The sequence below is a fragment of the Streptomyces sp. NPDC088910 genome, assembly GCF_044749865.1.
GTDB lineage: Bacteria > Actinomycetota > Actinomycetes > Streptomycetales > Streptomycetaceae > Actinacidiphila.
Map to the genome: position 1 here is coordinate 323,947 of NZ_JBIVIV010000008.1, position 22,626 is coordinate 346,572.

The 22,626-nt window shown below is 71.4% G+C and carries 21 protein-coding genes; 14 read left to right on the forward strand and 7 right to left on the reverse strand.

Annotation, left to right across the window (positions count from 1 at the left end; genetic code table 11):
• Positions 1–4 precede the first annotated feature (4 nt).
• The gene (gene pdxH, locus ACIP4Z_RS20805; RefSeq protein ID WP_401310145.1) at positions 5–643 is read left to right on the forward strand and encodes a pyridoxamine 5'-phosphate oxidase; all 639 of its coding nucleotides are present in this window, start codon (positions 5–7) and stop codon (positions 641–643) included.
• A gap of 339 nt (positions 644–982) precedes the next feature.
• Positions 983–2,479, forward strand: a complete 1,497-nt coding sequence (locus ACIP4Z_RS20810) for a PAS domain-containing protein (RefSeq protein WP_391043110.1) — start codon at positions 983–985, stop codon at positions 2,477–2,479.
• A 148-nt stretch (positions 2,480–2,627) separates the two neighbouring features.
• Here the strand turns inward: ACIP4Z_RS20810 and ACIP4Z_RS20815 are convergent, their stop codons facing one another.
• Positions 2,628–3,389 carry an SIS domain-containing protein gene (locus ACIP4Z_RS20815; protein WP_355337455.1) on the reverse strand — a complete coding sequence of 254 codons (762 nt, stop codon included), beginning with the start codon at positions 3,387–3,389 and terminating at the stop codon, positions 2,628–2,630.
• A 124-nt stretch (positions 3,390–3,513) separates the two neighbouring features.
• Between ACIP4Z_RS20815 and ACIP4Z_RS20820 the strand changes: the two genes are divergently transcribed.
• A complete protein-coding gene (locus ACIP4Z_RS20820) occupies positions 3,514–4,206 on the forward strand; it encodes a metal-dependent transcriptional regulator (protein WP_188279958.1) in 693 nt (230 codons plus the stop codon).
• A gap of 341 nt (positions 4,207–4,547) precedes the next feature.
• Entirely contained in the window at positions 4,548–5,546 is a 999-nt protein-coding gene (locus ACIP4Z_RS20825) for an alpha/beta fold hydrolase (RefSeq protein ID WP_401310046.1), read from the forward strand.
• A gap of 117 nt (positions 5,547–5,663) precedes the next feature.
• On the opposite strand, the gene ACIP4Z_RS20830 is transcribed toward ACIP4Z_RS20825, so the two are convergent.
• The 5 genes from ACIP4Z_RS20830 to ACIP4Z_RS20850 all read right to left on the reverse strand — a co-directional run bounded on the left by ACIP4Z_RS20830 (position 5,664) and on the right by ACIP4Z_RS20850 (position 10,074).
• The gene (locus ACIP4Z_RS20830; protein ID WP_401310049.1) at positions 5,664–6,431 is read right to left on the reverse strand and encodes a hypothetical protein; all 768 of its coding nucleotides are present in this window, start codon (positions 6,429–6,431) and stop codon (positions 5,664–5,666) included.
• Positions 6,428–7,309: a hypothetical protein gene (locus ACIP4Z_RS20835; protein ID WP_391162472.1), complete on the reverse strand. Its 882-nt coding sequence runs from the start codon at positions 7,307–7,309 to the stop codon at positions 6,428–6,430. Before ACIP4Z_RS20835 ends, ACIP4Z_RS20830 begins: the two co-directional genes overlap by 4 nt.
• 158 nt (positions 7,310–7,467) lie before the next feature.
• On the reverse strand, positions 7,468–8,349 hold the full coding sequence (locus ACIP4Z_RS20840; protein WP_401310052.1) for a hypothetical protein: 882 nt from the start codon (positions 8,347–8,349) through the stop codon (positions 7,468–7,470).
• A gap of 154 nt (positions 8,350–8,503) precedes the next feature.
• A complete protein-coding gene (locus ACIP4Z_RS20845) occupies positions 8,504–9,847 on the reverse strand; it encodes a putative T7SS-secreted protein (protein WP_355337470.1) in 1,344 nt (447 codons plus the stop codon).
• Positions 9,848–9,852: 5 nt separating this feature from the next.
• On the reverse strand, positions 9,853–10,074 hold the full coding sequence (locus ACIP4Z_RS20850) for a hypothetical protein (RefSeq protein WP_317452509.1): 222 nt from the start codon (positions 10,072–10,074) through the stop codon (positions 9,853–9,855).
• A gap of 287 nt (positions 10,075–10,361) precedes the next feature.
• Here ACIP4Z_RS20850 and ACIP4Z_RS20855 point away from each other — a divergent pair, with 287 nt between their 5' ends.
• Positions 10,362–10,862, forward strand: coding sequence for a hypothetical protein (locus ACIP4Z_RS20855; protein WP_391043120.1), 501 nt, complete (start codon positions 10,362–10,364; stop codon positions 10,860–10,862).
• 39 nt (positions 10,863–10,901) lie between these two features.
• Here ACIP4Z_RS20855 and ACIP4Z_RS20860 read toward each other — a convergent pair whose 3' ends face one another.
• Complete coding sequence (locus ACIP4Z_RS20860; RefSeq protein WP_401310057.1) at positions 10,902–15,440, reverse strand: FtsK/SpoIIIE domain-containing protein; 4,539 nt, start codon at positions 15,438–15,440, stop codon at positions 10,902–10,904.
• A gap of 506 nt (positions 15,441–15,946) precedes the next feature.
• Here ACIP4Z_RS20860 and ACIP4Z_RS20865 point away from each other — a divergent pair.
• From ACIP4Z_RS20865 to ACIP4Z_RS20905, 9 genes are all read left to right on the forward strand, one after another.
• Positions 15,947–16,612, forward strand: coding sequence for a hypothetical protein (locus ACIP4Z_RS20865; RefSeq protein WP_355337480.1), 666 nt, complete (start codon positions 15,947–15,949; stop codon positions 16,610–16,612).
• A 19-nt stretch (positions 16,613–16,631) separates the two neighbouring features.
• Positions 16,632–17,435, forward strand: coding sequence for a hypothetical protein (locus ACIP4Z_RS20870; protein WP_391162466.1), 804 nt, complete (start codon positions 16,632–16,634; stop codon positions 17,433–17,435).
• Entirely contained in the window at positions 17,432–18,739 is a 1,308-nt protein-coding gene (locus ACIP4Z_RS20875) for an ATPase, T2SS/T4P/T4SS family (protein WP_391162465.1), read from the forward strand. The genes ACIP4Z_RS20870 and ACIP4Z_RS20875 overlap by 4 nt, the downstream gene beginning before the upstream one ends.
• Positions 18,739–19,815: a type II secretion system F family protein gene (locus ACIP4Z_RS20880; protein WP_401310062.1), complete on the forward strand. Its 1,077-nt coding sequence runs from the start codon at positions 18,739–18,741 to the stop codon at positions 19,813–19,815. Before ACIP4Z_RS20875 ends, ACIP4Z_RS20880 begins: the two co-directional genes overlap by 1 nt.
• On the forward strand, positions 19,812–20,723 hold the full coding sequence (locus tag ACIP4Z_RS20885) for a type II secretion system F family protein (protein ID WP_391043126.1): 912 nt from the start codon (positions 19,812–19,814) through the stop codon (positions 20,721–20,723). The genes ACIP4Z_RS20880 and ACIP4Z_RS20885 overlap by 4 nt, the downstream gene beginning before the upstream one ends.
• A 100-nt stretch (positions 20,724–20,823) precedes the next feature.
• Positions 20,824–21,072: a hypothetical protein gene (locus ACIP4Z_RS20890; protein WP_391043127.1), complete on the forward strand. Its 249-nt coding sequence runs from the start codon at positions 20,824–20,826 to the stop codon at positions 21,070–21,072.
• A 20-nt stretch (positions 21,073–21,092) separates the two neighbouring features.
• Entirely contained in the window at positions 21,093–21,611 is a 519-nt protein-coding gene (locus ACIP4Z_RS20895; RefSeq protein ID WP_355337498.1) for a TadE family protein, read from the forward strand.
• Between the two features lie 4 nt (positions 21,612–21,615).
• Positions 21,616–22,059 carry a TadE/TadG family type IV pilus assembly protein gene (locus ACIP4Z_RS20900; RefSeq protein ID WP_401310066.1) on the forward strand — a complete coding sequence of 148 codons (444 nt, stop codon included), beginning with the start codon at positions 21,616–21,618 and terminating at the stop codon, positions 22,057–22,059.
• 3 nt (positions 22,060–22,062) lie between these two features.
• Positions 22,063–22,554 carry a pilus assembly protein TadG-related protein gene (locus ACIP4Z_RS20905; RefSeq protein ID WP_391043130.1) on the forward strand — a complete coding sequence of 164 codons (492 nt, stop codon included), beginning with the start codon at positions 22,063–22,065 and terminating at the stop codon, positions 22,552–22,554.
• The last annotated feature ends 72 nt before the right edge of the window (positions 22,555–22,626 follow it).

Sequence of the window (22,626 nt, forward strand, 5' to 3'; positions counted from 1 at the left end):
GGCGATGCGCGAGCAGTACCGGGCCGCGGGACTGACCGAGCCGGAGCTGGCGGCCGACCCCTACGAGCAGTTCGCCCGCTGGTTCGCCGACGCCGTACGGGCACGTGACGACGGCGCGCTCGCCGAACCCAACGCCATGGTGGTGTCCACGGCCGACGCCGACGGCGTACCCAGCTCCCGTACGGTCCTGCTCAAGGGCTACGACCAGCGCGGATTCGTTTTCTTCAGCAATTACGCGTCGCGCAAGGGCCGCGAGCTGGCCGCCAACCCGCACCTGGCCCTGCTCTTCCCCTGGCATCCGATCGCCCGCCAGGTGATCGTCGGGGGCTCGGCGGCGCGCGTGCCGCAGGAGGAGACGGCGGCGTATTTCCGCAGCCGACCGTACGGTTCGCGGATCGGCGCCTGGGCGAGCGAGCAGTCGGCCGTGGTGGCCTCGCGCGAGGTGCTGGAGGCGCGCTACGCGGAGCTGTGCGCGCGCTGGCCGGAAGGGACGGACGTGCCCGTACCGCCGTTCTGGGGCGGCTTCAGGGTCGAGCCGCGCACCGTCGAATTCTGGCAGGGCCGGGAGAACCGGCTGCACGATCGGCTGCGCTATACGCGCGGTGCGGACGGCGGATGGGGAATCGAGCGCCTGGCGCCGTAAAACGCGGCTGCCGGAGCGCTGGTTCCGGAGCGCCGGTGCTGGAGCGTGGGTCCCGGAAGGCCGGTCCTTGAGGGCCGGTCCTGGAGCGCTGGTCCTGCTGGAACGCGAACGACCCGCGGGCTGCTCCCCGGAGCCAGGAGGCTCCGGGCACCGGCCGGACAAGTCCGACGAGCCCGCGGGTCGGGTGAACTGCGTGGGATTGGCGCGCTTCGCGCACGCCCAGTGCGCGGAGCTAGCCCGCAGCCACCTCACGTGTCCGAGTGCACTTCATGCGTCAGACCACCTCCCTTCGTGTGTCCCGCAACAGTAAGAAGCCGGCCGGAACCGCACAACCTATTTATGGAAATCTCGTGTGACGCAGCCCACACCAGAGTTCAATGTTGCGACGTGCAGCCTTTCGACGCGCAATCAAAGCCGCTCGATGACGGCGGCAGTGGCGACAACAGCGGTGGCGAAGTCCACGGGAGCCAGGGGGGTGGCGACGGCATTGCCCCGGACGGGGCCCATGACGGGCACGAGGGCGACGAGCACTTGCTCGCCGCGCTCCTCGACGGCATGGAAGCGGGCCTGTGCGCCTTCGACCGCCATGGCGTGATCACCCACTGGAACTCCGAAGCCGTCCGCATCCTGGGCTGGACCGCGCAGGACGCGATCGGGCGGCACGGATTCGCCGGCTGGGCGGCGCGTACGGCCGACGCCCGCGAGACCGAGGAACGCCTGCTCGGCGCCATGGACGGCCCCGGCCGCCAGGTGCACGAATTCGCGCTCGTCACCAAGGACGGCCGCCGGGTGCTCGTCCGTACCCAGTCGGCGGCCGTGCAGGGCGCCGACGGGCAGCCGAGCGGCGTCTATTGCGCCTTCTCCGAGGTGCACGCGCAGATCGACCTGGAACGGTCGATCGCTCTCAGCGAAGTGCTCTTCACCGACGCCTCATGGGGTGTGGTACTGATCGACGCCGATCTGCGCCCCGCCGTGGTCAACGCGCACGCCGCCCGCCTGCTGCGCACCGGCCGCGACTCGCTGCTCGGCAGGCCGCTGGGCGACCTGCTGGCCCAGGGCGTCGAGGAGCTGGAGAACGTACTCCAGCACGTGCTCTCCGAGGGCGCGCCGCCCGCCACCACCGACTTGTGGGTGACCGTGCGCGGCGACGAGACCGGCGGGCGCTACTGCTGGCGCAGCGGATTCGTCCGCCTCGGTTCGCCGCTGGGCGAGGAACCTGTACCGCTGGGCGTGGGCTGGCTCTTCCTGGACATCACCCGGCAGAAGGCGCTGGAGAAGGACGGGGCCCAGGTGCGGTTCCGCTACCAGCAGCTCCACCGCGCCGACCGCGCCGCCGCCGAGTGCGAGAGCGCCCTTGAGGCCGCGACCTTGCAGCTCGACTTCGCACTGGCCGGATTCGCCGACCACGCCCTGGTCGACATCACCGACGACGCGGGCCGCCTGATCCGGATCGCGGCGACCCCGGCGGGCGAGCCCGGTCCCGCCGACGCCACCGAGGACAACTCCATCCCGGTCGGCTACGACGTCGCCCACCCCGTCCTCCAGGCGCTGGAGCGGATCGGCACCGTACGCGCCAGCTTCGGCGCGCTGACGGCGGACGAACCGGCGACCGGTGAACGGATCGACGAGTGGGCGGCGGCCAGGCGCTGGCCCTCCGGGACCGTGCACGGGCTGGCCACGGTGCTGCGCAGCAGGGGCCGTACGGTCGGCGCGCTCACCTTCCTGCGCGGCTCGGGCCGCAGGCTCTTCGACCGGGCGGACGCGGCGTACGCGGAGGACGTCGCGGCGCGGGTCGCCATGGCGCTGGACCTGGCCGGGCTGACGGGGGACCGCTGAGCGCCGACGCCCTTCGCGGGGCGTCGGCGGGCAGCGGACGAAGGCCGGTGCGGGCGGGCCTGCTGCCGGTCAGTGCCGGAACGCCGGTGCGGGCGGCCTGCTGCCGGTCGGTGATGCGGGAAGGCCGGTGCAGGTGGCCCGTCGCCGGTCAGTGCCGGAAGAAGATCCGCTCCCGGTACTCCTCGAAGATCCGGCCGTTCCAGTCGTGGCCGCCGTCCACGTTGCCCGAGCGCAGCATGGGCGGGGTGACGCCGCGGGCGGCGAGCCCGGTGGCGGCGGTCGCGACGACGGCCTGCATCAGGGCGCTGATGACGACCGTGGAGGCGGGGGCGAAGGGCGCGGGGATGGCGTCGTCGGTCAGCTCCGCGTCGCCGACCGCGATCTTGGAGTCGAGGACGATGTCGCAGTGGTCCTTGAGGAAGGTGCCCGAGGCGTGCCGGGAACGCGTCTCCTTGGCGTACGCGACCGAGGTGACGCCGATCACGGTGAGGCCCAGGGCGCGGGCGTTCTGCGCCATCTCGACCGGCAGCGCGTTGCGCCCGGACAGGGAGATCACGAACAGGACGTCGCCCGGCCGTACGGGGCTGGTGTCCAGGACGGCGCCCGCGAGGCCGTCGACCCGCTCCAGGGCGCTGCCCAAGGTGGCGGGCATCACGTCCACGCCGACGACGCCGGGAACAGCCAGTAGATTGATGAGGGCGAGGCCGCCCGCCCGGTAGACCACGTCCTGGGCGGGCAGCGAGGAGTGGCCGGCACCGAAGACGAAGACCCGCCCGTCCGCGGCGATGGCGTCGGCGACGGCGTCCGCGGCGGCCTGGATCCCGGCGGCCTCCTCGTCCCTGATCCGGTGCAGAAGGGTGATCGCGGCGTCGAAGTATCGGTCGGCCAGGGACTCGCGAGGCTCACTCATGCGGATCACCGTGCGGCCCCCGCGAGCCGGTGTCAAGAAAGGGCGACGACCGGATCGGGGACCGTTGTCGGCGCTATGGGTCAGAATTGGTTGAGGGCCACGCACGAACAAACGAGGGGCGCGCATGTCCGGATTGATCGACACGACGGAGATGTATCTCCGCACCATCCTGGAGCTGGAGGAGGAGGGTGTGGTCCCCATGCGCGCCCGAATCGCCGAGCGGCTCGACCAGAGCGGCCCGACGGTCTCCCAGACGGTGGCGCGGATGGAGCGCGACGGGCTGCTGCACGTCGCCAACGACCGGCATCTGGAGTTGACCGACGAGGGGCGCCGCACCGCCACCCGCGTGATGCGCAAGCACCGCATCGCCGAGTGCCTGCTGGTCGATGTGATCGGCCTGGAGTGGGAGCAGGTGCACGCGGAGGCGTGCCGCTGGGAGCACGTGATGAGCGAGGCGGTGGAGCGGCGCGTGCTCGAACTGCTGCGCCACCCGACCGAGTCGCCGTACGGGAACCCGATTCCCGGACTCGAGGAGCTGGGCGAGAAGGGCGAGGCCGATCCGTTCCTGGAGGACGGCATGGTCAGTCTCAACGAGTTGCAGCCGGGCGCCGCCGGGGCGAGCGTCGTGGTGCGCAGGATCGGTGAGCCGATCCAGACCGACGCGCAGGTGATGTACACGCTGCGGCGGGCCGGTGTGCAGCCGGGCGCCGTGGTCAGCGTCACGTCGTCGGCGGGCGGAGTGCTCGTCGGCAGCGGCGGCGAGGCGGCCGAACTGGACGCCGAGATCGCCTCGCACGTCTTCGTGGCCAAGCGGTAGCCCCACGGCTTCGTGCCTTCCTGAAGGGTGAGGGCCCCGGCGCCGTCGAACGGCGTCGGGGCCCCTCCTCCCCTTGTCCCTCCCCTTGGGACCCCCTCGAAGGACCCGGGACCCCGAGCCTCCCGAGTGCCTCCCGCGGCCCGCTTCCCCTGCGCGCCGCGCCCCGCAGAAGTCCTCCCCTCGGCCTGAGCCGCCAATCCTTGAGCGTTGTCACTCGAAAGAGCGGTGTTGGGCGCGGGACGAGCTTGTTCGAATAAAAGTTCGATAGCGTGGGGGTCCTGGACGAGCCGGCCGCGAGCGTGCGGCCGGACGGACGAGATCGACGGAAGGGGGTGGGGCACATGGCCGGCCACGCGACGCGGCAGGCGGCTCGGCACACGACGCGGCATACGACCCGGCGCACCGAGGTGATCGGGGCCGACGGGGCCCGGCTCGCCGCCTGGGATTACGCGGCCGAGGTGGATTCCGGGGCCGGTTCCGCTTCCCGTTCCGGTGGCGCTACCCCTTCCCGTTCCGGAGCGGGTCCCGGGCCCGGTCCCGAATCCGGTGCCCGGCGTCCCGGCGTGCTCCTCCTGCACGGCCTGCTCGGCCGCGCCTCGCACTGGGCGCCGACCGCCCGCCGTCTCTCCTCGCGCTACCGGGCCGTCGCCCTCGACCAGCGCGGCCACGGACGCAGCGCGAAGCCGGAGGGCCCGTACACCCCGGAGGCGTACGTGGCGGACGCCGTCGCCGCCGTCGAACAGCTCGACCTCGGCCCGGTCACCCTGGTCGGCCACTCCATGGGGGCGCTCACCGCCTGGCAGGTCGCCGCGAGCCGTCCCGACCTCGTGGCCGCGGTGGTCATCTGCGACATGCGCGCGGCGGCGCTCGGCGAGGCCGGGCAGCGCGAGTGGGAGGACTGGACGCGGTCCTGGCCGCTGCCCTTCGACACGCTCGCCGACGCGCGCCGCTGGTTCGGCGTGGAGGACCCGTGGGCCGATCCGCCGAATCCGGCCAGGGGTGACTTCTTCGCCGAGGTCATGGAGGAGCGGGGCGACGGCTGGCGCCCGCTCTACGCGCCCCGCCATCTGCTGCGCTCCCGCGACCCCTGGATACGTGACGCCCACTGGGACGAGCTGGCGCGGGTCGGCTGCCCCGCCCTCGTCGTCCGCGGTCTCGACGGCGAGCTGGGCCGCGCGGAGGCCCAGGAGATGGTCCGGGTGCTGCCCCGGGGCAGTTACGCGGAGATCCCGGACGCCGGTCACCTCGTCCCGTGGGACCAGCCCGACGCGTGGTGCGAGGCGGTCGAGGGCTTTCTGCGGGGCGCGCTGGCGGAGCCGCAGACGGCGGAGAGCCGCTGAGACCGGGGCGTACGGGGGGCGTTCGTCCGGCGGCGGGTCGCGGGTGCCGGTCGGAAGGCGGTGGTGGCCGCGGTGCCGCCCGGCCTCCCAGCCGGTGGGGCAGGCGTCGGCGGTCGGTCAGGCGGAGGCGCGGGAGCCGTAGTCGGGGGAGGCCAGCCGGCGCGGGTAGTAGCCGGGGTTCGGGCCCTCGGCGGGGCTGGCGGCGCCGGTCAGCCGGTAGCGCTCACCGACGGCGGTGGCGCGCACGATCGTGAGGACGAGCAGGAGGAAGGCGCCGCCGACGAAGCCGGAGAGGACCGGTGAGCCGTCGGTGCGATCGCCGAACGCGGGGGCGGCGATGCCGGAGGGGTCCTGCGTCACGGTGACGTGCTTGCCGACCGACGCCCGGTCGCAGCGGATCTCCCGGTCCACCATGGCGCCGCTGTCCAGCCGGACCCGGCACGACTCCCAGGACGTACGCAGCGTGGTGCGGTTCGTGTACTCGGTGATCACACCGGTGGACACCTCACCGCGCGCCGCGAACAGCGCGCTGGAGACGGCGTAACCACCGACGAACATGCAGAAGAGCAGAAGGAGGAAACCGCACATGACCTGACCGATGGAGCCGTGCAGCCAGTACAGCGTCAGCACCATGGTGACCGAGGCGGTCACCACGATCAGGGCGACGCCCGCCACGGCGAAGGAGCCCGCGTAGGTGGCGTGCGACCAGCCGATCGCGACCGCGACGGTGGCGAGCACGGTGAACAGCAGGGTGACGGCGCAGCGTGCCCAGGCGGCGCCGCGGGTCGGGGAGCCGATCCGGCCCGCTTCCCACACGCGGGCGAATCCGGTGGGGGGTCCGGCCGCTTCCGGGTCCTGGGGCGTGCCGGGAAGCGGCGCCGTCATCGGTCGGCCTGCGGTGAGGTCGTGCCGGTGGCTGTGCCGGTGCCGGGGCCCGTGCCCGTGTCGGCGCCCGTGCTCGCGCCGGGGCCGGTCGGCGTCACGGTCTGGCCGTTCCCGTTCCCGCTTGCGGGTCCGTCCTCGGCCGCGGATGCCGTTGCGGTGCCGTCGCCGACGGTGCCGTCGTCGTCCGCGAAGCTGACACTGCGCAGGATGGCCATCGTCAGCTCGCTGAACTCGCCCCAGTAGTTGACGGCCGCGGTGTCCAGGGTGAAGACCGCGGTGTAGGGGCCGGTGGGGAAGGGCACGTACACCTGCACCTGGCCCATCTGGAGCTTGACCTCTTCGCCGCTGGCGGTGAGTTCGGCGCCGATGACGTATTCGCGCAGGGTCACGCAGGAGACGGCGGGGCCGCAGGGCAGGTCGAGCCAGCGGGCGTCGTTGGTCTCCTCGCGGACCAGGATCTCCCGGATGCCGAGCGCGGCGACCTCGGGGGAGGGGTGGTCGGAGGCGATCGCGGCGACCGTGAAGGAGCAGTGGGCTATGCCCTCGTCGATGGAGAACAGGCCCATCGCGGAGTACGCGAGTCCCCGGTCGCCCATCGCCTCGCCGAGCGCCGCGTAGTACGGGGCGGCGGGCGTCCACAGGTCGTCGTTGCCCTCCGGGTACATCTCCCGTACGAACTCCTCGGCGAGCGCGGCGCGCTCCTCGGGGGTGGCCGCGATCGGCAGTCCGTGGAAGGACTCGGGGACGACGAAGGACAGCGGGGGGACGTCCGACATCTCGACGGCCTGGAGTTCGAGGCCGGTGTCGTCCGCCGCGGCTGTCGGGCCCGCCGCGGCGGGGGTTTCCGGGGTGGTGGCGTCCGGAGGGGGAGTCGTCATGGTGGTCTCGCCTAGAGGTTCTGGACGGCAGAGGTCGTCAAGGGGAGTCGGGGCGTCGGGCGTCGGGGCCTTGGACAGCGGGGCGTTGGACGGCTGGGCGTCGGGCGGTGGGGCTTTCGGGCGGTGGGGCTTCGGACGGCGGCCGAGGACCGTCGGGGTCAGAGGTCGCCAGGCTGCGGGCGGGCCGGTTCGCCGGACTCGCCCATGATGACGGAGTGGGTCTCGAACAGCCCCTTGCCGACCTTCGCCGGGACCTGGGACTCGACGAGGACGGCACCGCTGGCCAGCCGGAAGGCGCGCGGCGGCTGCGCCGTGGCGGGCAGTTCGCCGACGAAACGGGCCAGCCGCTCGCGCTGTCCCGCGGTCAGTTCGGACTCGGGCAGCGGCTTGCGCCGCTCGGCCAGCACCCCGGCGAATTTGTCGGCCGCTCCGGTGGACAGCCGCACCCACGACCCGTCGGTGAAGGTGACGCGCACATCGTGCCCGCCCTCGCTGAACGCCAACTGCTCGGCGCCGCCCACCGACTCGCGGGGCGTCTCCCACAGGACGGTGGCGGACGCCGTGAGGTCGGGCCCGACGCCCAGCAGCAGGAAGCGGCGTTCGGTGACGACCGCGTCCACGCGGGTGCGCTCCGCGCTGCGCGCGGGGTCCAACTGCCACGGCACGGTACGCGCGACGGTCCCCGGCGCGGCCCACATCACCGGGAAGTCCTCGGACTCGTTCGCCGGGTCCTGCGGCGCCGACCGCGACGCCCCGCCGACCTGCACCGAGTTGCCGCCGGTCACCGCCTCGACGGCGACATGCAGCGCCGTCACGATGCCGCCGAGCAGCCCGCCGCCGACCCGGTCGACCTTCTGCGTCGTCTTGGAGTGCAGGGTGTACTCCGGCCCGGCGGGCCAGCCCGGCAGCTCCGCCTGGATGTCGCGCCGCTCGGTGTCCCGGAACCACCGCGAGCCCGCCACCGGATGCGCGTAACCGGTGGCGAAACGAATCGGCGCACGTACCAGCGTGGATTCGTCCTGATCCGGGAACCAGTCCATCGTCGTGCGCCTTTCGGTCGGCTCTGAGCGGAGTCGCTGTGCTGAGTCGCTGTGCGGAGTCACTGTGCGGGGTTCGCTGTCGACGTCGCCGTGGAGTCCTCGTACGGCGGCCGTGCGGATACGACCGTACGCGGTCGCCGGTCGGCGCCGGTCGTTAGTTGGCGGTGGCCGCCCGGTCGAAGCGGTCGCCGAGGTGGACGGCCTCGCCGATGTGCTGCGGGATCGAGTAGAGCTTCGGCGCGAGCTTGAGCCCCACGTCGATGGAGCGGCCCACGTTGCCCATCGCGTCGATCGCCACCCGGCCGCCGGTGACCATCTTGATGCCCTTCGTACCGATCAACTGGCCACCGTGGTATAGCTGCTCGGAAACCGTCTGCATACGATTGATGATCTTGCCGTCGGAGATGACCTGCCCGGCGGTCTTGAGGCCGCCGAACTCCAGCGTGACGTTCTTGAACAGCTTTATCTGCTTGCCGCCGGCGATGAAATCGCCCGCTTTGCCGACGAAGTTCCGGCTGATGGTGGTGACTCCGCGGAATCCCTCGCCGAGTTCGGCGGCGCGGGTGGCGGCGATGGCTCCGTCGGCGACCTTGGCGCCCTTGGCGAAGGCGCCGATTCCGGGTATCGCGCCCAGCGCGTCGAAGCCGATGCTGATCCAGCTCACGTCGGCGCCCGCGGCCATGGCGATCAGGTGGGTGATCAGCGCGGCGGCGCTGGTGACGACGGCCGCGGCGGCGAAGATCGCGCCCAGCGGCTCGAAGGGCGCGGTGATGATGGCCAGTACGCCGAGGAGGCCGCTGAGGTCGCTGAGCAGGTCGCCGATGAGTTTGATCATGTCGGCGTGGTCCTTGACCCACTGGATCGTGTCGTTCCAGGCGTCCTCGATGCCGTGCACCATGCGGCTGAACAGGCCCGGCTTGTCCGGGGCGATGTCACCGGCCTTGTCCAGGTCGTGGCTGATCGCGTTGGCGGCGCTGGTGAAACGGTTGTGCAGCTCTTCCGCGCGGTGGCGCACGCCGTCCAGCGCGTTGTTCGCGTCGGTGACGGCCTGCTGCTTCTTCTTCGCGTCGGCCGCGGCAGCCGGGTCCGGGTCGGGGGACGCCTGAGGCTGCGGGTGCGGAACGCTGTTGTCCGTGGGGATGCCCGCCGCGGTCTTCGCGTGGTCGAGCGTGCCCTGCTTGGTGGCGGCCTCCCGCTCCAGCGTGTCGGCCTCCGCCTGGAAGCCGTGGAGCTGCTCGGCCCAGCGGCCCAGCGCGCTGGACGCGCGGCCGAAGGAGTCGTGCGCCTTCTTGATCAACGGGGTGACATCGCTGTCGATGTGAGAAATGAAGGCCCTGGCGGCCTCGCCCTTCCAGTAACCGCAGTCGAGCCGACCCAGTTCGGAGACCGTGGTGCTCAACTCGGTGTGCACATCACCGATCTGCCGGGCCAGTGAGCGGGTGCGCTCGACGTCCCCGGGCGTGGGGTCGAAGCCCAGATGCGGAAAGCTGCGCGTCACGCCCGTCACTTCCCGCCGGTCTTGAGGGAGTTGGCGAGTTGCAGGTCGGCGTCGTCGAAGGTCTTGCCGATCTGGTCGATCATGTGGACCGCGGTGTCGGCGTGCTGGCCGATCTGCTTGATGCCGTAGTGCCAGTCGTCGGCGAAGTCGTGGACGTCGTCTATCAGCTTGGGCGCGCCGACCGACTCGCCGTTGGCATTGCCCATCGCCCGGCTCACCGTGTCCATTCGGTCCGCAATGGTGGAGAACGTCTTTCGCAAGTCCCCCATCACCGTCCCGTTGATCTGCAAGTCCCCCATGGAAAATCAACCCTTTCTCGGCATTACGTAAGATTCCGCGGGCCGCGTGCGGATCTCAGGGCCCCTACTCTATTAGGCGTATGCGGGCCATCGATGGCCCACTGGTCACGGTCCTGTGGCAGTCGCGTGTGTGCGCCGATTCACCCACGCCTGCTTCGGGGACCTGCTGGTAGCTTGCCGACGCCGGGTCCAGACAGCGACATGGGGGAGTTCAGGTGCTTCGTCGTACGTCCACGGGAGCGGGAATCGCCGCGGTGGCGGTCGTCACCGCACTCGCTGTGAGCGGGTGCGGCAGTGGCGGCGGGAACGAGGCGAAGAAGGCGCCGCCCGCGAGCGCGAGCGCGTCCGCGACCGGCACTCCGGGCACGGCGGCGAGCATGTCGGCCGAGCCGGGCGCGTCGGGCAGTCCCACCGCCTCCTCCGTCGTCGGCGGCGACTCGACGCAGGGCGTCGAGGGCGTCTGGCTGGCGACGCAGGGCTCGACGAAGGTCCAACTCGTCCTCGGCAAGGGCAAGGCCGGGCTGACCAGCAGCCACCTGTGCGGCGGCACCTACACCGACCGCGACGGCCTCGGCCTGACGCTGACCTGCATGGACGGCGACAAGGAACGCACCTCCGGCCGCGGCGAACTGACCGGTGACGGCAAGACCCTCACCGTGCGCTGGACCGGTGGCCCGACCGACACCTTCTCCCGCACGGGACTGCCGAGCAGCTGACCGGCGGCCCGTCAGGCCGCCGGTCCCCACGGCGGTCGCTCAGGTGGTCAGCGGCACCGTCACCGTCAGCGGCTCACCGTCGCCGAGGTGGAGCAGAGCCCGGCCCGGCGTGACCTGCCCGCCGACGCTGCTGCGGCTCAACCGAGTACCGATCAGTTCACCGCTCATGGTCTGCTGCGGCGAGAGCAGCACACCGCGCCGCGCCTTCTTGGCGTCGACCTGCCAGCCGGAGAAGCCCGAGCAGATGTCCTCCTCGCCGCCCGCGATGACCACGGCCCGGCCGCGGTCGGAACCGCGGGCGATGATCTCCTTCAGCACATCCTTGGCGTCGCAGTCGCGCAGCAGCTCCGCGTCGTCGGCCATGACGACCACCGGGCCGCCCTCGGCCTCCTCCAGCGCCTTGCCCAGGTCGTCGGCGGGTATGTCGCTGTCGGTGTACATCCGCAACACCCCTTCGGCGCCCGCCAGTTCACGCAGCGGCGACGGGCGGGGAGCCGCGACGACCAGCTTCACGCCCTGTTGCTGATAGCTGCGCGCGAGGGTGAGCAGCAGCGTCGAGCGGCCCGACTTGCCGGGGCCGCCGATGACGAACGCGGGCAGGCCGTCGGACAGGTTGGGCCCGTAGCCGGTGAGTTCGTCGCCGCCGACGCCGACGAGCGCCCACAGCGGATTGCGCGCCGCGTCGGTGTCGCGCATCTCCCACGCGTCGGCGAACGACAGCCGCGAGGGCAGCACGTCCACCCGGAACGGCCGCCGCGCCCTGGGCAGTGCCGCGTCCCGCTCGGTGGCGGCGGCGCCGATCGCGGCCAGCGCCGCGGCCTGGCCCTGACCGGTGGAGTCGTCGGTGAGCAGCGCGACCTGCGTCTCGATGCCGGACTCCGCCCGGTACGCGCGGCCCGGCTGGATCTCGTCCGGCACCTTGCGCGGATTGACCGAGATCAGCGAGAAGTCCGAGCGGTCCGCGAGCCGGAAGGCGATCTTGTCCTCGGTGAGCGTGGAGATCCGGCCCGCCATCAGCGTGCGGTCACCGGTGATGATCAGGTGGATGCCGACCGAGGCGCCCTCCCGCAGGAACATGAACAGCTCGTCGCTGAGCGCCCCGTGGTCCAGCTCGCCGAGCGAGGGCGTCCAGCCCTCCCAGCGGTCGAGCAGGATCACGATGTGCGGCAGCCGCTCCTCCTCGGTGGTCACCGCCGCGCGCTGCTCACCGATGTCCGCGAACCCGTCACCGGCCAGCAGCTCCTGACGGCGCGTCATCTCCGCCTTGAGCCGCCCGATCAGCCGGATCGCCCGCTCCGACTGCGCACGGCCCACGACCGCGCCGCAGTGCGGAAGCTTCGTCAGCGCGTTCAGCGCGCCGTTGCCGCAGTCGATGCCGTACAGGTGCAGATCCGCGGTGGAGTGCGTACGGGCCAGCGAGCCCGCGATCGTCCGCAGGAGCTGGGAGCGGCCGGAGCGCGGGGCGCCCGCCGCCAACAGGTGGCCGAAGGTGTGGAAGTCGATGGCCACCGGGCGCCGGGCCTGGAGCGCGGGCAGGTCCTCGATGCCGTACGCGGCGGGCGGCAGCGCCCCCGCGGCGACCGGCGTCGGCAGCTCGTCCAGCAGCAGACTGTCGGGCAGCGCCGGCAGCCACGGGCTGTGCTGCGGCGGGATCGCCATCCGCTCGTTGGCCTCGCAGATCGCCTCGACGAGCACCTTCAGGTCGGTGATCTCGTCCTCCTCGCCCTTGGCGCCCGCGGGGCGGCGGGGGGCCGAACGGCCGAGCTGCGACCAGTCGACGATGCCCACCCAGGGCGCCACCGTCACGTTCTCGACCGCGCCCGGCCGCCGTCCGCCGACCCGGCCGGACTGGAAGGGGACCAGCGAGGTCGCGCCGAGCCGCACATAGGCGCGGCCCGGAGTGGACTTGGAGATGTTTCCCGCGTCCGGGGCGTCGATGACGTCGGAGGACTCGCTGCCGTCGGTGACGCGCAGCGCTATCCGCAGGTTGGTGTTGGCCCGGATCTCCGGCGAGACGACACCGCTCGGCCGCTGCGTGGCGAGGATGAGGTGGATGCCCAGCGAACGGCCTCGCTGGGCGATGTTGACCAGACCGGTGACGAAGTCGGGCAGCTCACGGACCATCGAGGCGAACTCGTCGATCACGATCAGCAGCCGCGGCATCGGCTTCAGCTCGGGCTGGCGCCGCATCAGGTCGGTGTAGTCCTCGATGTCCTTGGCCCCGGCCTCGGCCAGGATGTGCTCGCGCCGCTTCAGCTCCGCGCCCAGCGACTCCAGCGCGCGCTCCACCAGGTGGGCGTCGAGGTCGGTCACCATGCCGACGGTGTGCGGGAGTTGCACACAGTCCTTGAACGCCGAGCCGCCCTTGTAGTCGATGAGCACGAACGTCATCGCCTCGGGGGTGTTCGCCACCGCGAGCGAGGCCACGATGGTCTGCAACAGCTCCGACTTACCCGAACCGGTCGTACCCGCGATCAGGCCGTGCGGCCCGTCCTTGCGGATGTCGATCGCGAACGGACCGTCGTAGGACTCGCCGACCACCGCCTGGGTGGAGATCGGACTCAGCCGCCAGCGCGAGGCGATGGCGTCGGCCGTCGGCGGCTCGATCTCCAGGACGTCCAACAGGCGGCTGGCGGACGGGATCGCGGAGTCCTCGGCGTCACCGCTGATGTCCCGGATCGGCGACAGGCAGCGGGCCAGCCGGGAGCACCAGGCGGGCGAGACGAGGTCGGGCCGCACCTTGCGGATGCGTGCCACCCCCGCCTGCTCGACGCGCAACCGGAAGGCGCCGGAGGCCGGTTCCGCCGCCACCGCCTGGGCCTGCTGCGCGCCCGCGTACCAGGCGTTCACCGAGGGAAAGCCGCCCTGCCGGGGCGCGGCCGCCGCGGCGGTCTCCGGAACGGAAGCGACGGTCGCGTCCACGGCGGGCGCCTCGAACTCCGCAATCACCACGGCCTGGCACTCGCCGGGCAGGAAGCGCTCCTCGGAGTCCAGACAGATGGCGAACATCCCGACACCGGGGCCCTCGCGCAGCAGCTGCACCACGCCGGGCAGCGACCGCATCCGCCGCGACCCGTCGAGGATCACCACGATGTCCGGGTCCTTGAAGAAGGCCGCGTGATTGGCCGCGCTGCCCGCCTTCTGCTTCGCCTTCTGCCGTCCGTCCAGAATGGAGGTCAGCTCCGCGACCCGCGCCGCGACCGTCTCGGCGTCCGTGCCCAGCAGCGCGCTGGCGTCCTGACCGTCGGTCGGCCGCGAGTGCGGCAGCCACCGCACCCAGTCCCAACTCTGCTGCCCCGACTGCTCGGTGAGCACATAGAACTGCACATCCATCGGGCTGCTCAGCGTCGCCATCTGCGCCACCGCCCAACGGCCCATCGCCCGCGCGTCGTCGCCGGGCGCCGCGAAACCGATCACGCCGAGCCTGCGCAACTCCACCGCGACCGGGGCGTCGTCGATCTCCCAGTTGACCTTGCGGCGGTGCTCCTCCTGCTCCGGGTCGTCCAGGATCACCTCGGACGGCAGCTTCGCCGTGCCGACCCTGATCAGCAGGTGGTCGGCGTCGCCGCGCCGCCGCTCCCACAGCCGGGTGCGCGGCCCCGTCGCGGTGTTGAGCACGGTCGCCGGGTCGGGCGAGGCCGCGGCCCGGTCCTTGCGTTCGAGGTCGAGCGCCTTGTTGGCGTCCTGCTCGATGCGTTCCTTGCGCTCGCGGAACTCGGTGACCGTCTTCGCGTACGACTTCCGGCCGTTCTTCTTGTCCATGAAGTGGTTGCCGACCATGACCATCGGGCTGACGACCGCCATGAACAGGTACATCATGCGGTGCATCATGAAGGCCATCATCACGGCCATGAGCAGCGGCATGACCGCCATCAGCCACGGCAGCGGCCGTCCGGCCGGCTCTTTCGGCGGGGTCGGCAGCCGGAAGACGGTGGTCCGCTCGGGCGGTGACAGCCGCGGCGGACGGTTGTAGTCGTAGGTCGCCCCGTCCTCGCCGGGATGCAGCGCCGCGTTCGGCGGGATATAGGGGCCAAGCTCCAGAAGGCTGTTGCCGAGGGAGAGCTGGTCGCCGAGCGGCCATTCCTTCGTGTCGCCGCCGACCGTGACCTGGCACGTCCCGCCCATGCCCACGGTCAGCACCGCGGCGCGCTCCGCCAACTCCGAGTCGTCGATGCGGATCCGGGACGAGGCACCGCGCCCGATCTCCACCTTGCCGATGCCCAGACGGTGGACCGCGCCCGCGTCCGGGCCGCCCGCGACCCGCAGCTCGACCACACCGGCGGGCTCGCCCGGCAGGCAGCCCGCCGGGTCGTAGAGGCTGACCACCGCGCCCTCGCGCAGCGGTGACTGGGCCACCGACCAACTCGGGTCCACCGCGTACCCGTCCACGTACACCGCGGGCGAGCCGGGCGCGCGCGAGGGGCCGCCGGAGATCGAGATGATCTCCGCGCCGCCTCCGCCGACTTTCCGTCCGAGCTCGCGCGCGACATCCGCGACGGTCGACGCGGACTCGGTCTCCACCACAACATCGGCGCGGTCCCCGCCGAGCGGGTCGACCACGGTCAACGACAGACGCACGACGTTCCTCGTTCCCCCGGATTCGACTTGGTTTCTCAGGACGATATCCGCTGGAGGCCGGTCGTGGGGCCTCAGGTGCCCGGCCTGTGGATAACCTGCACCGGTTTATCCACAGGCCGGGAACAGGGCTGGACACGGCCCCCGTCGCGGGTGGGACAGTGGTCCTCAGGCCGGAGGGAAGAGGGGTGGACGGGGCGGGTGGGGTAGCGTGCGGCCCGAGCGTGGGCATGTCACGGAAGCCGTTCCGTTCTGTTGCAAGGCTGTGAGTCGCTTGTCACGGGATGCGCCTTGAGGGTGTTTGTAAGGCGCTGATAGCGTGCGGTGACTTGACATCGGCCTGCGGGCTGTCGCCGGACAGGAGCGCGGCAGTCTCTCCCCACGCAACCGATTTCGAAGAAGCACGCCGGCTCGACGGGGGCAGTGACGTGAGGACCAGAGAACGTTCCGCTGCGGGCGGCGGCAGTAACAGCCGTCAGTCCGGATCCGCGCCCATGCATGGGGCGCCGATGGGCGGAGAGCGGCTGCCGACAGTGTCGCGGGAGCGCAAACCCGCGTTGGCCGCACTGGCCGTGCTGCTCATTCTCGTCGGCGCGCTCGGCGCCACCGTGATGGTCATGCGCGCGGGGAACAAGATCTCGGTCGTGAAGATCGACCAGGACATCCCGGTCGGGGACCGGATTCCCGCCTCCGCGCTCCGCGAGGTCATGGTCTCCGACGACTCCGGGGTCAACTTCGTGCTGTGGAAGCAGCGCGGCGACCTGGAGAAGAACTACCGGGCGTCCACGAACATCGTCAAAGGCTCCGTCCTGGTCAAGGAGATGGTGACGAACAGCAGCGCCCTCCCGGCCGGGAAGTCGCTGGTCGGACTCTCCCTCAAGCAGGGCGTGTTCCCCGACGGTCTCGCCAACGGCCACACCGTCGCCGCGTATCTGGTGGGGAACGACGCGGCCAAGGGGCAGAACGGCTCCTCGGGCGACAGCGGCGGAGCGAGCGCCAACACGCTGATCAGCGACAGCCTGATCATCAAGTCCGTGAAGTCCGACTCCTCCGGGCTCGGTGGCGGCGACACCCTGGTCACCGTGATCGCGGACTCCTCGGTCGCGGGCAAACTCACCCTCGCCGCCGCGGCGAACGAAGTGGCGCTCGTGCTCATGCCCGACAGCAAGAACTGAGCGAGCGGGCGAATACGTCATGGCACTGATCGCAATCGCCGCGGACAAGGGCTCACCAGGCGTCACCACCAGCGCCGTCGCGCTCGCCGCCGTATGGCCGCGCCGTGTCCTGCTGGCGGAGGCCGACCCGGCGGGCGGCGACCTCGTCTACCGCTCACCCGCCGCGCACGGCGGCATGCTCGACCCCAACACCGGCCTGCTCTCGCTGGCCGCCACCGCCCGACGCGGCCTGGCCGCCGAGCAATTGTGGGACCACGCCCAGCCGCTGGCCGGCGGACTCGACGTCCTCGTCGGCATCGGCAGCGCCGAACAGGCCGCCGGTCTGTCCGGACTGTGGCCGATGCTCGGCCAGGCGTTCGCCACGCTCGCCGAGTCGCCCAACGGCGCCGCCGACGTGATCGCCGACTGCGGCCGGATCGGCGCCGACTCGCCCACCCTCGACCTCTTCTCGCACGCCGCCCTCGTCCTCCTGGTGGCCCGCACCGAACCCGAACACCTCGCGCGGGTACGGGACAGGGCCGGTGCGCTGTCGGCCAAACTGCACGGCTCGCAGCGCGGCGCCGCCGCCGCGCTCGGCCACCCGCCGATCGGCATCGTGCTCATCACCGACCCCAGCCACAGCGCCCGACAGGCCAGCCAGGTCAACGAGATGCTGGTGGCCTCGCAGATCTCCGCACGGGTCGTCGGCACCCTCGCCCACGACACGGCGGGCGCCGACACCCTCAACGGCCGCCGCCGGGGCCGCCTGGACAAGTCCCTGCTGATCCGCTCGGCCCGGCAGATCACCGCCGACGTACCGCACCGGTACGGAGTGCTCCGATGAGCACCGTCGACCACCAGTTGGTCAAGCGGTTCCGACAGGAGGCGGGCGACCGCATCTCGGAACAGCGCCGACTGGACCAGGTGACCGGCGAACCCGCCATGTCACCCGAGGACGAGCGGCAGTTCGCGCGGGCGATCATCGCGCAGATCCTGGAGGACTACGCCCGCGCCGAGATCAACCTCGGCCGCACCCCGCCCGACGCGCAGGCCGAGGAGGCGTACGCGGCAGCCGTGCACGCCGCGCTCTTCGGCGTCGGCAGGCTCCAGCCGCTGCTCGACGACACCGAGGTCGAGAACATCGACATCAACGGCTGCGACCAGGTCTTCGTCGGCTACTCCGACGGCCGCGAGCTCCAGGTCGAGCCGGTCGCCGAGTCCGACGAGGAACTCATCGAGCTGATCCAGGTGCTCGGCGCGTACTCCGGCCTGTCCTCGCGCCCCTTCGACTCCGCGAACCCGCAACTCGACCTGCGGCTCCCGGACGGCTCCCGGCTCTCCGCCGTCATGGACGTCACGCGCCGCCCCGCGCTGTCCATCCGCCGCGCCCGTCTCGGCAAGGTCTTCCTCTCCGACCTGGTCGGCAACTACACGCTCACCCCGGAGTTGGGCTCCTTCCTGTCGGCCGCCGTCCTCGCCCGTAAGAACGTGATGATCGCCGGCGCCACCAACGCCGGAAAGACGACGCTGCTGCGCGCGCTGGCCAACGTCATCCCGCCGCACGAGCGCCTGATCACCGTCGAGCGCGCGCTGGAACTCGGCCTCGACCAGTTCCCCGAGATCCACCCCAACGTCGTGGCGTTCGAGGAGCGGCTGCCCAACTCCGAAGGCCAGGGCGCCATTTCGATGGCCGAGCTGGTCCGCCGCTCGCTGCGCATGAACCCCTCGCGCGTCATCGTCGGTGAGGTGCTCGGCGACGAGATCGTCACCATGCTCAACGCGATGTCACAGGGCAACGACGGCTCCCTGTCCACCATTCACGCCAACAGCTCCGCCGAGGTCTTCAACCGCATCTCCACCTACGCACTCCAGGCGCGCGAGCGGCTGCCGGTCGAGGCGTCGCAGATGCTGGTGGCGGGCGCCATCGACTTCGTCGTCTTCGTGCAGCGACGCAACGACTTCCAGCGCGGCGGCACCCTGCGCCGTGTGGTCACCTCCGTCCGTGAGGTGAACGGCGTGGACGGCCGCGTACTGTCCAGCGAGGTGTTCGCCGAGGGGCGGGAGGGCGTGGCACTGCCGCACGCCCCGATCTCCTGCCTCGAGGAACTCCTCGCCAACGGCTACCAGCCCACGGGGGTGTGGCGGTAATGACCGGGATCTTCTCCCTGTCCGTGCTCTACGGACTGCTCGCCGGAGCCGCCGTCGGCGGCGGTATCGCGCTGTTCGTCCTCGCGATGCGCGGCTGGGCGCCCAAGCCCGGTGCGACAGCGCCGGGTGAGTCGTCCGGCGACAAAGCGGCGGAGTTCATGCGCTTCCTGTCGCAGCGCGGCTCGCTCGCCATCGTCGCGGGACTCGTCGTCCTCGGCCTGACCCGCTGGGCCGTCCTCGGTGTCTCCACCGCCGTGCTGGTCTTCACCTGGGACAAGCTCTTCGGCGGCGCGGCGGAGGAACGCGCCGCGATGAAGCGTGTCGAAGCCCTGGCGGCCTGGACCGAGTCGCTGCGGGACACCATCGCGGGCGCCGTCGGCCTCGAACAGGCCATACCCGCCTCGGCCCGCGCCGCCGCACCCGCACTGCGCGGCCACCTGTCGTCGCTCGTCGACCGCCTCAGGTCGCGCACCCCGCTGCCGGAAGCGCTCCAGCACCTCGCCGACGAGATCAACGACGCGTCGGCCGACATCATCATCGCCGCGCTCATCCTCAACGCCCGTCTGCGCGGACCCGGTCTGCGCGAAGTGCTCGGCGCGCTCGCCAAGTCGGCCCGCGAGGAAGTGGACATGCGGCAGCGCGTGATGGCGCAGCGCGCGAGCACCCGGCGCAGTGTGCAGATCGTCGTCGTGGTGTCCGTGGCCTTCGTGCTGGGTCTGGCCATCTTCAACCGCAGCTTCGTCGAGCCGTACGGCACGGCGATCGGCCAGGCCGTACTCACCTTGGTGTGCGCGCTGTTCGCGGCCGGATTCTGGTGGCTGCGGAAGCTGTCGAACATCGAGACGCCGGACCGGTTCCTGGTCCATGAGCCGGAGCGCATCTCGGCCGCCGACCGCATCGGAGTGCCGCCCGGCCACGGCGCCCACGCACAGGCGACCCCCGGCCAGCCGCTGCCGGGTCACGGAGCGCCGGGGCACGCCGCACCCGGCCACGCGACGGCACCGGGCCGCGGCGGTGTGCCCGGCCACGGCGGCGTACCGGGCCAGGCCATCCCGGGTCAGGGGGCGGCACGATGAACAACATCCTCTTCACCTGCCTGGTCGGCGCGGCCGTCGGCCTCGGCGTCTTCGTCCTCATCCGGGCGCTCATGCCCGGCAAGCGCAGCGCCGTGCACACGGTGGCGCAGATCGACGCGATGCGCGCCGCGGGCCCGGTCAGCAGCGGACCGGCGCACACCGCACCGACCGACTTCAAGGGCCGCGTCGGCCAGCGGGTCGCCACCTTCTACCTCCAGCAGGGCTGGGAGCAGCGCTCGCTCCGCGCCGACCTCGCCGTGCTCGACCGGAGCTGGGAGAACTTCCTGGCCACGAAGATCATCCTGGCCGCGGCCGGTGTGATCTTCGGGCCGTTCCTCTTCGCCGTGATCTGGCAGCTCGGCATGGGCAGCAACCCCGTGATCCCGGTCTGGATGGCCCTGATCTGCGGCGGCGTCTTCTTCCTCCTGCCGGACTTCGAAGTGCGCCGCGACGCCGCCGACAAGCGCAAGGACCTGCGCCGGGTCATCGGCGCCTACCTCGACCTGGTGTCGATGAACCTCGCGGGCGGCCGCGGTCTGCCCGAGGCCCTGATGGCCGCCGCCGAGATCAGCGACGGCTGGGCCCTGACCCGTATCCGCAACTGCCTGGCCGATGCCCGGATCACCGGCACCAGCCAGTGGGTGGCCCTCGGCAGGCTCGGCGACGAGCTGGGCGTCGAGGAGTTGAGGGACCTGTCCGTCACACTCGGCCTGGTGGCCGACGACGGCGCGAAGGTCCGCGAGTCGCTCGCCTCGCGCGCCGAGACGATGCGGCACCGGGAACTCGCCGAGATCGAGGGATCCGCGGGCGAGAAGTCCCAGTCCATGCTCGTCGCGCAACTCCTGCTGTGCGCGGGCTTCCTGGTCTTCCTGATCTTTCCCGCCGCGATGCGCGTGTTCCAGGTCTGACCGCCAACGTCTCTGAGCACCACTGTCTCCGATCGTCACCGTCCCTCCTGAGCACCACTGTCATCGAAACGCCGAGCGTCGAGTCGAGAGGACTTGAACCATGAACCGCTTGTCCAAGGTCAGCCATCCGGCTGTCGACTTCCTTCTCACCTTCCTCAAGGGGCGCGTCGAGCGCGCCCGTTCCGAGGGCCTGTCCCGCGGTGCCTCCGCCGTCGAGTGGGTGATCATCTCCGCGGTGGTCGTCACCGTCGTCGGCGTGGTCGCCGTCATCATCAACGGCGCCCTCAAGGGCAAGGCATCGGACGTCGGCAACTGCATCTCGAACACCACGGACAGCAAGACCTGCTGAGGCCGGGACCGATATCCGTGATGGAACGACGAATCGACGCGCTGCACCACGCCGTACGCCGCAGGCTGGACGCCGCCCGCGGCGACAGCGGCGTGGGCAGCCGTACGAGCACGAGAGCGGTAAGCGGCGCGGGGGCGCCTACCGGCGATGACCGCGGGATGACCGCGATCGAGTTCGTCTTCCTCACCCCGGTCCTGTTCTTCATGATCTTCGCGACGGTGCAGTTCGGTCTGTACTCCTTCGCCGACCATGTCGCGCAGGCGGCAGCGCACGCCGGTGCCCGCAAGGCGCGGGCGGAGGCCGACGCCGATCCCGGCGGCTGGTCGGGCAAGGCGACCAGCGCGGCCGAGGACCGTATCGACCAGCTCGGACCGAATCTGCTGGACGGCCGCAAGGTGACGTCCTTGCAGCCGGACGCGGCCACGGTCGGCGTGCGCGTCACGGCCGACGTACCGACCATCTTCCCCGGCTTCCACTTCAAGGTGAACGAGAGTTCCCAGGGGCCGGTGGAGCGCTTCGTACCGGACAACGGGGGCTGATCCGATGCGTACCCGACTGCGAACCGCACTGCGCACCAGACGGGTGGGGGAGCGGGCCGACCGAGGGCTGTCCACCATCGAGGTGGTGATCCTCGCCCCGATCATGATCCTGTTCATCCTGATCCTGGTCGCCTTCGGCCAACTCGTCGACGGCCGGGGCGCGGTGGACGGCGCCGCCAGGGACGCCGCCCGCGCGGGGTCGATCCAGCGCAGTCAGGGCGTCGCCATGTCCGAGGCGATCGCGGCGGCCCGGGCGGACCTCGGCGACACCTGCGTGGCCGGCACCTTGTCGGTGAAGAAGACCAGCGAGGGCTTCGAGGCCGACACCCTCTTCAGGGTCGAGGTGAGCTGCACCATCCGCGGCCTCGCCTCGCTCGGCCTCAAGATCAACAAGACGATCACGTCGACGGCGGCCTCACCGCTCGACCCGTACCGACGGGCGGAGTGACCGATGCACGCGACACGGCACGTCGTACGGCGCCTCGTAGGAAGGGTGGCGCGGAGGGTGGTACGCCGCCCCGACCGCGGCTCCGGCACCGCCGCGATGCTCATCTTCGCCGTGGTGTTCATGGCGCTCGCCGCCTTCGTCGTCGACGGCGGACTGTCGATCTCCAAGCGCGAGCGCGCCGCCGACATAGCCGAGCAGGCGGCCCGTTACGCGGCCCAGGACATCGACGTCGAGGCGCTGCGCAACGCTCCCGCGGGCACCCAGCCCGTGATCAACACCGGGGCCTGCACCGGCAGGGTCAGGAATTTCGCCGAGCAGTCGGGGCTGAGCCCGGCCGACGTCATGGCCTCCTACTGCACCTCCGCCCTGCCCAACCGGGTGGAGGTGACCGTCCAGCTCACGTATGAGCCGATGCTCACCGGTTTCTTCTACGACCACAACATCGTCGTCCACGGTACGGCGGCGGCCGAGTCCGTCACGGGACCGGCCAACTAGTCCGTGACAAGCAGCCCTTAGCAGCAGTCGTTCCGCACCAGCCGTTCAGCCGAAGCACCAGCCGCTCCAACC

Coding starts and splice junctions, on each gene's coding strand:
- ACIP4Z_RS20830 (WP_401310049.1), bottom strand. CDS start 6,431: ATGACGGCGCCGCTTCCCGGCACGCCCCAGGACCCGGAAGCGGCCGGA.
- ACIP4Z_RS20870 (WP_391162466.1), top strand. CDS start 16,632: ATGGCACTGATCGCAATCGCCGCGGACAAGGGCTCACCAGGCGTCACC.
- ACIP4Z_RS20820 (WP_188279958.1), top strand. CDS start 3,514: ATGTCCGGATTGATCGACACGACGGAGATGTATCTCCGCACCATCCTG.
- ACIP4Z_RS20825 (WP_401310046.1), top strand. CDS start 4,548: ATGGCCGGCCACGCGACGCGGCAGGCGGCTCGGCACACGACGCGGCAT.
- ACIP4Z_RS20900 (WP_401310066.1), top strand. CDS start 21,616: ATGCGTACCCGACTGCGAACCGCACTGCGCACCAGACGGGTGGGGGAG.
- ACIP4Z_RS20835 (WP_391162472.1), bottom strand. CDS start 7,309: ATGACGACTCCCCCTCCGGACGCCACCACCCCGGAAACCCCCGCCGCG.
- ACIP4Z_RS20815 (WP_355337455.1), bottom strand. CDS start 3,389: ATGAGTGAGCCTCGCGAGTCCCTGGCCGACCGATACTTCGACGCCGCG.
- ACIP4Z_RS20890 (WP_391043127.1), top strand. CDS start 20,824: ATGAACCGCTTGTCCAAGGTCAGCCATCCGGCTGTCGACTTCCTTCTC.
- ACIP4Z_RS20810 (WP_391043110.1), top strand. CDS start 983: ATGGAAATCTCGTGTGACGCAGCCCACACCAGAGTTCAATGTTGCGAC.
- ACIP4Z_RS20895 (WP_355337498.1), top strand. CDS start 21,093: ATGGAACGACGAATCGACGCGCTGCACCACGCCGTACGCCGCAGGCTG.
- ACIP4Z_RS20865 (WP_355337480.1), top strand. CDS start 15,947: ATGGGCGGAGAGCGGCTGCCGACAGTGTCGCGGGAGCGCAAACCCGCG.
- pdxH (WP_401310145.1), top strand. CDS start 5: ATGCGCGAGCAGTACCGGGCCGCGGGACTGACCGAGCCGGAGCTGGCG.
- ACIP4Z_RS20875 (WP_391162465.1), top strand. CDS start 17,432: ATGAGCACCGTCGACCACCAGTTGGTCAAGCGGTTCCGACAGGAGGCG.
- ACIP4Z_RS20905 (WP_391043130.1), top strand. CDS start 22,063: ATGCACGCGACACGGCACGTCGTACGGCGCCTCGTAGGAAGGGTGGCG.
- ACIP4Z_RS20840 (WP_401310052.1), bottom strand. CDS start 8,349: ATGGACTGGTTCCCGGATCAGGACGAATCCACGCTGGTACGTGCGCCG.
- ACIP4Z_RS20880 (WP_401310062.1), top strand. CDS start 18,739: ATGACCGGGATCTTCTCCCTGTCCGTGCTCTACGGACTGCTCGCCGGA.
- ACIP4Z_RS20885 (WP_391043126.1), top strand. CDS start 19,812: ATGAACAACATCCTCTTCACCTGCCTGGTCGGCGCGGCCGTCGGCCTC.
- ACIP4Z_RS20850 (WP_317452509.1), bottom strand. CDS start 10,074: ATGGACACGGTGAGCCGGGCGATGGGCAATGCCAACGGCGAGTCGGTC.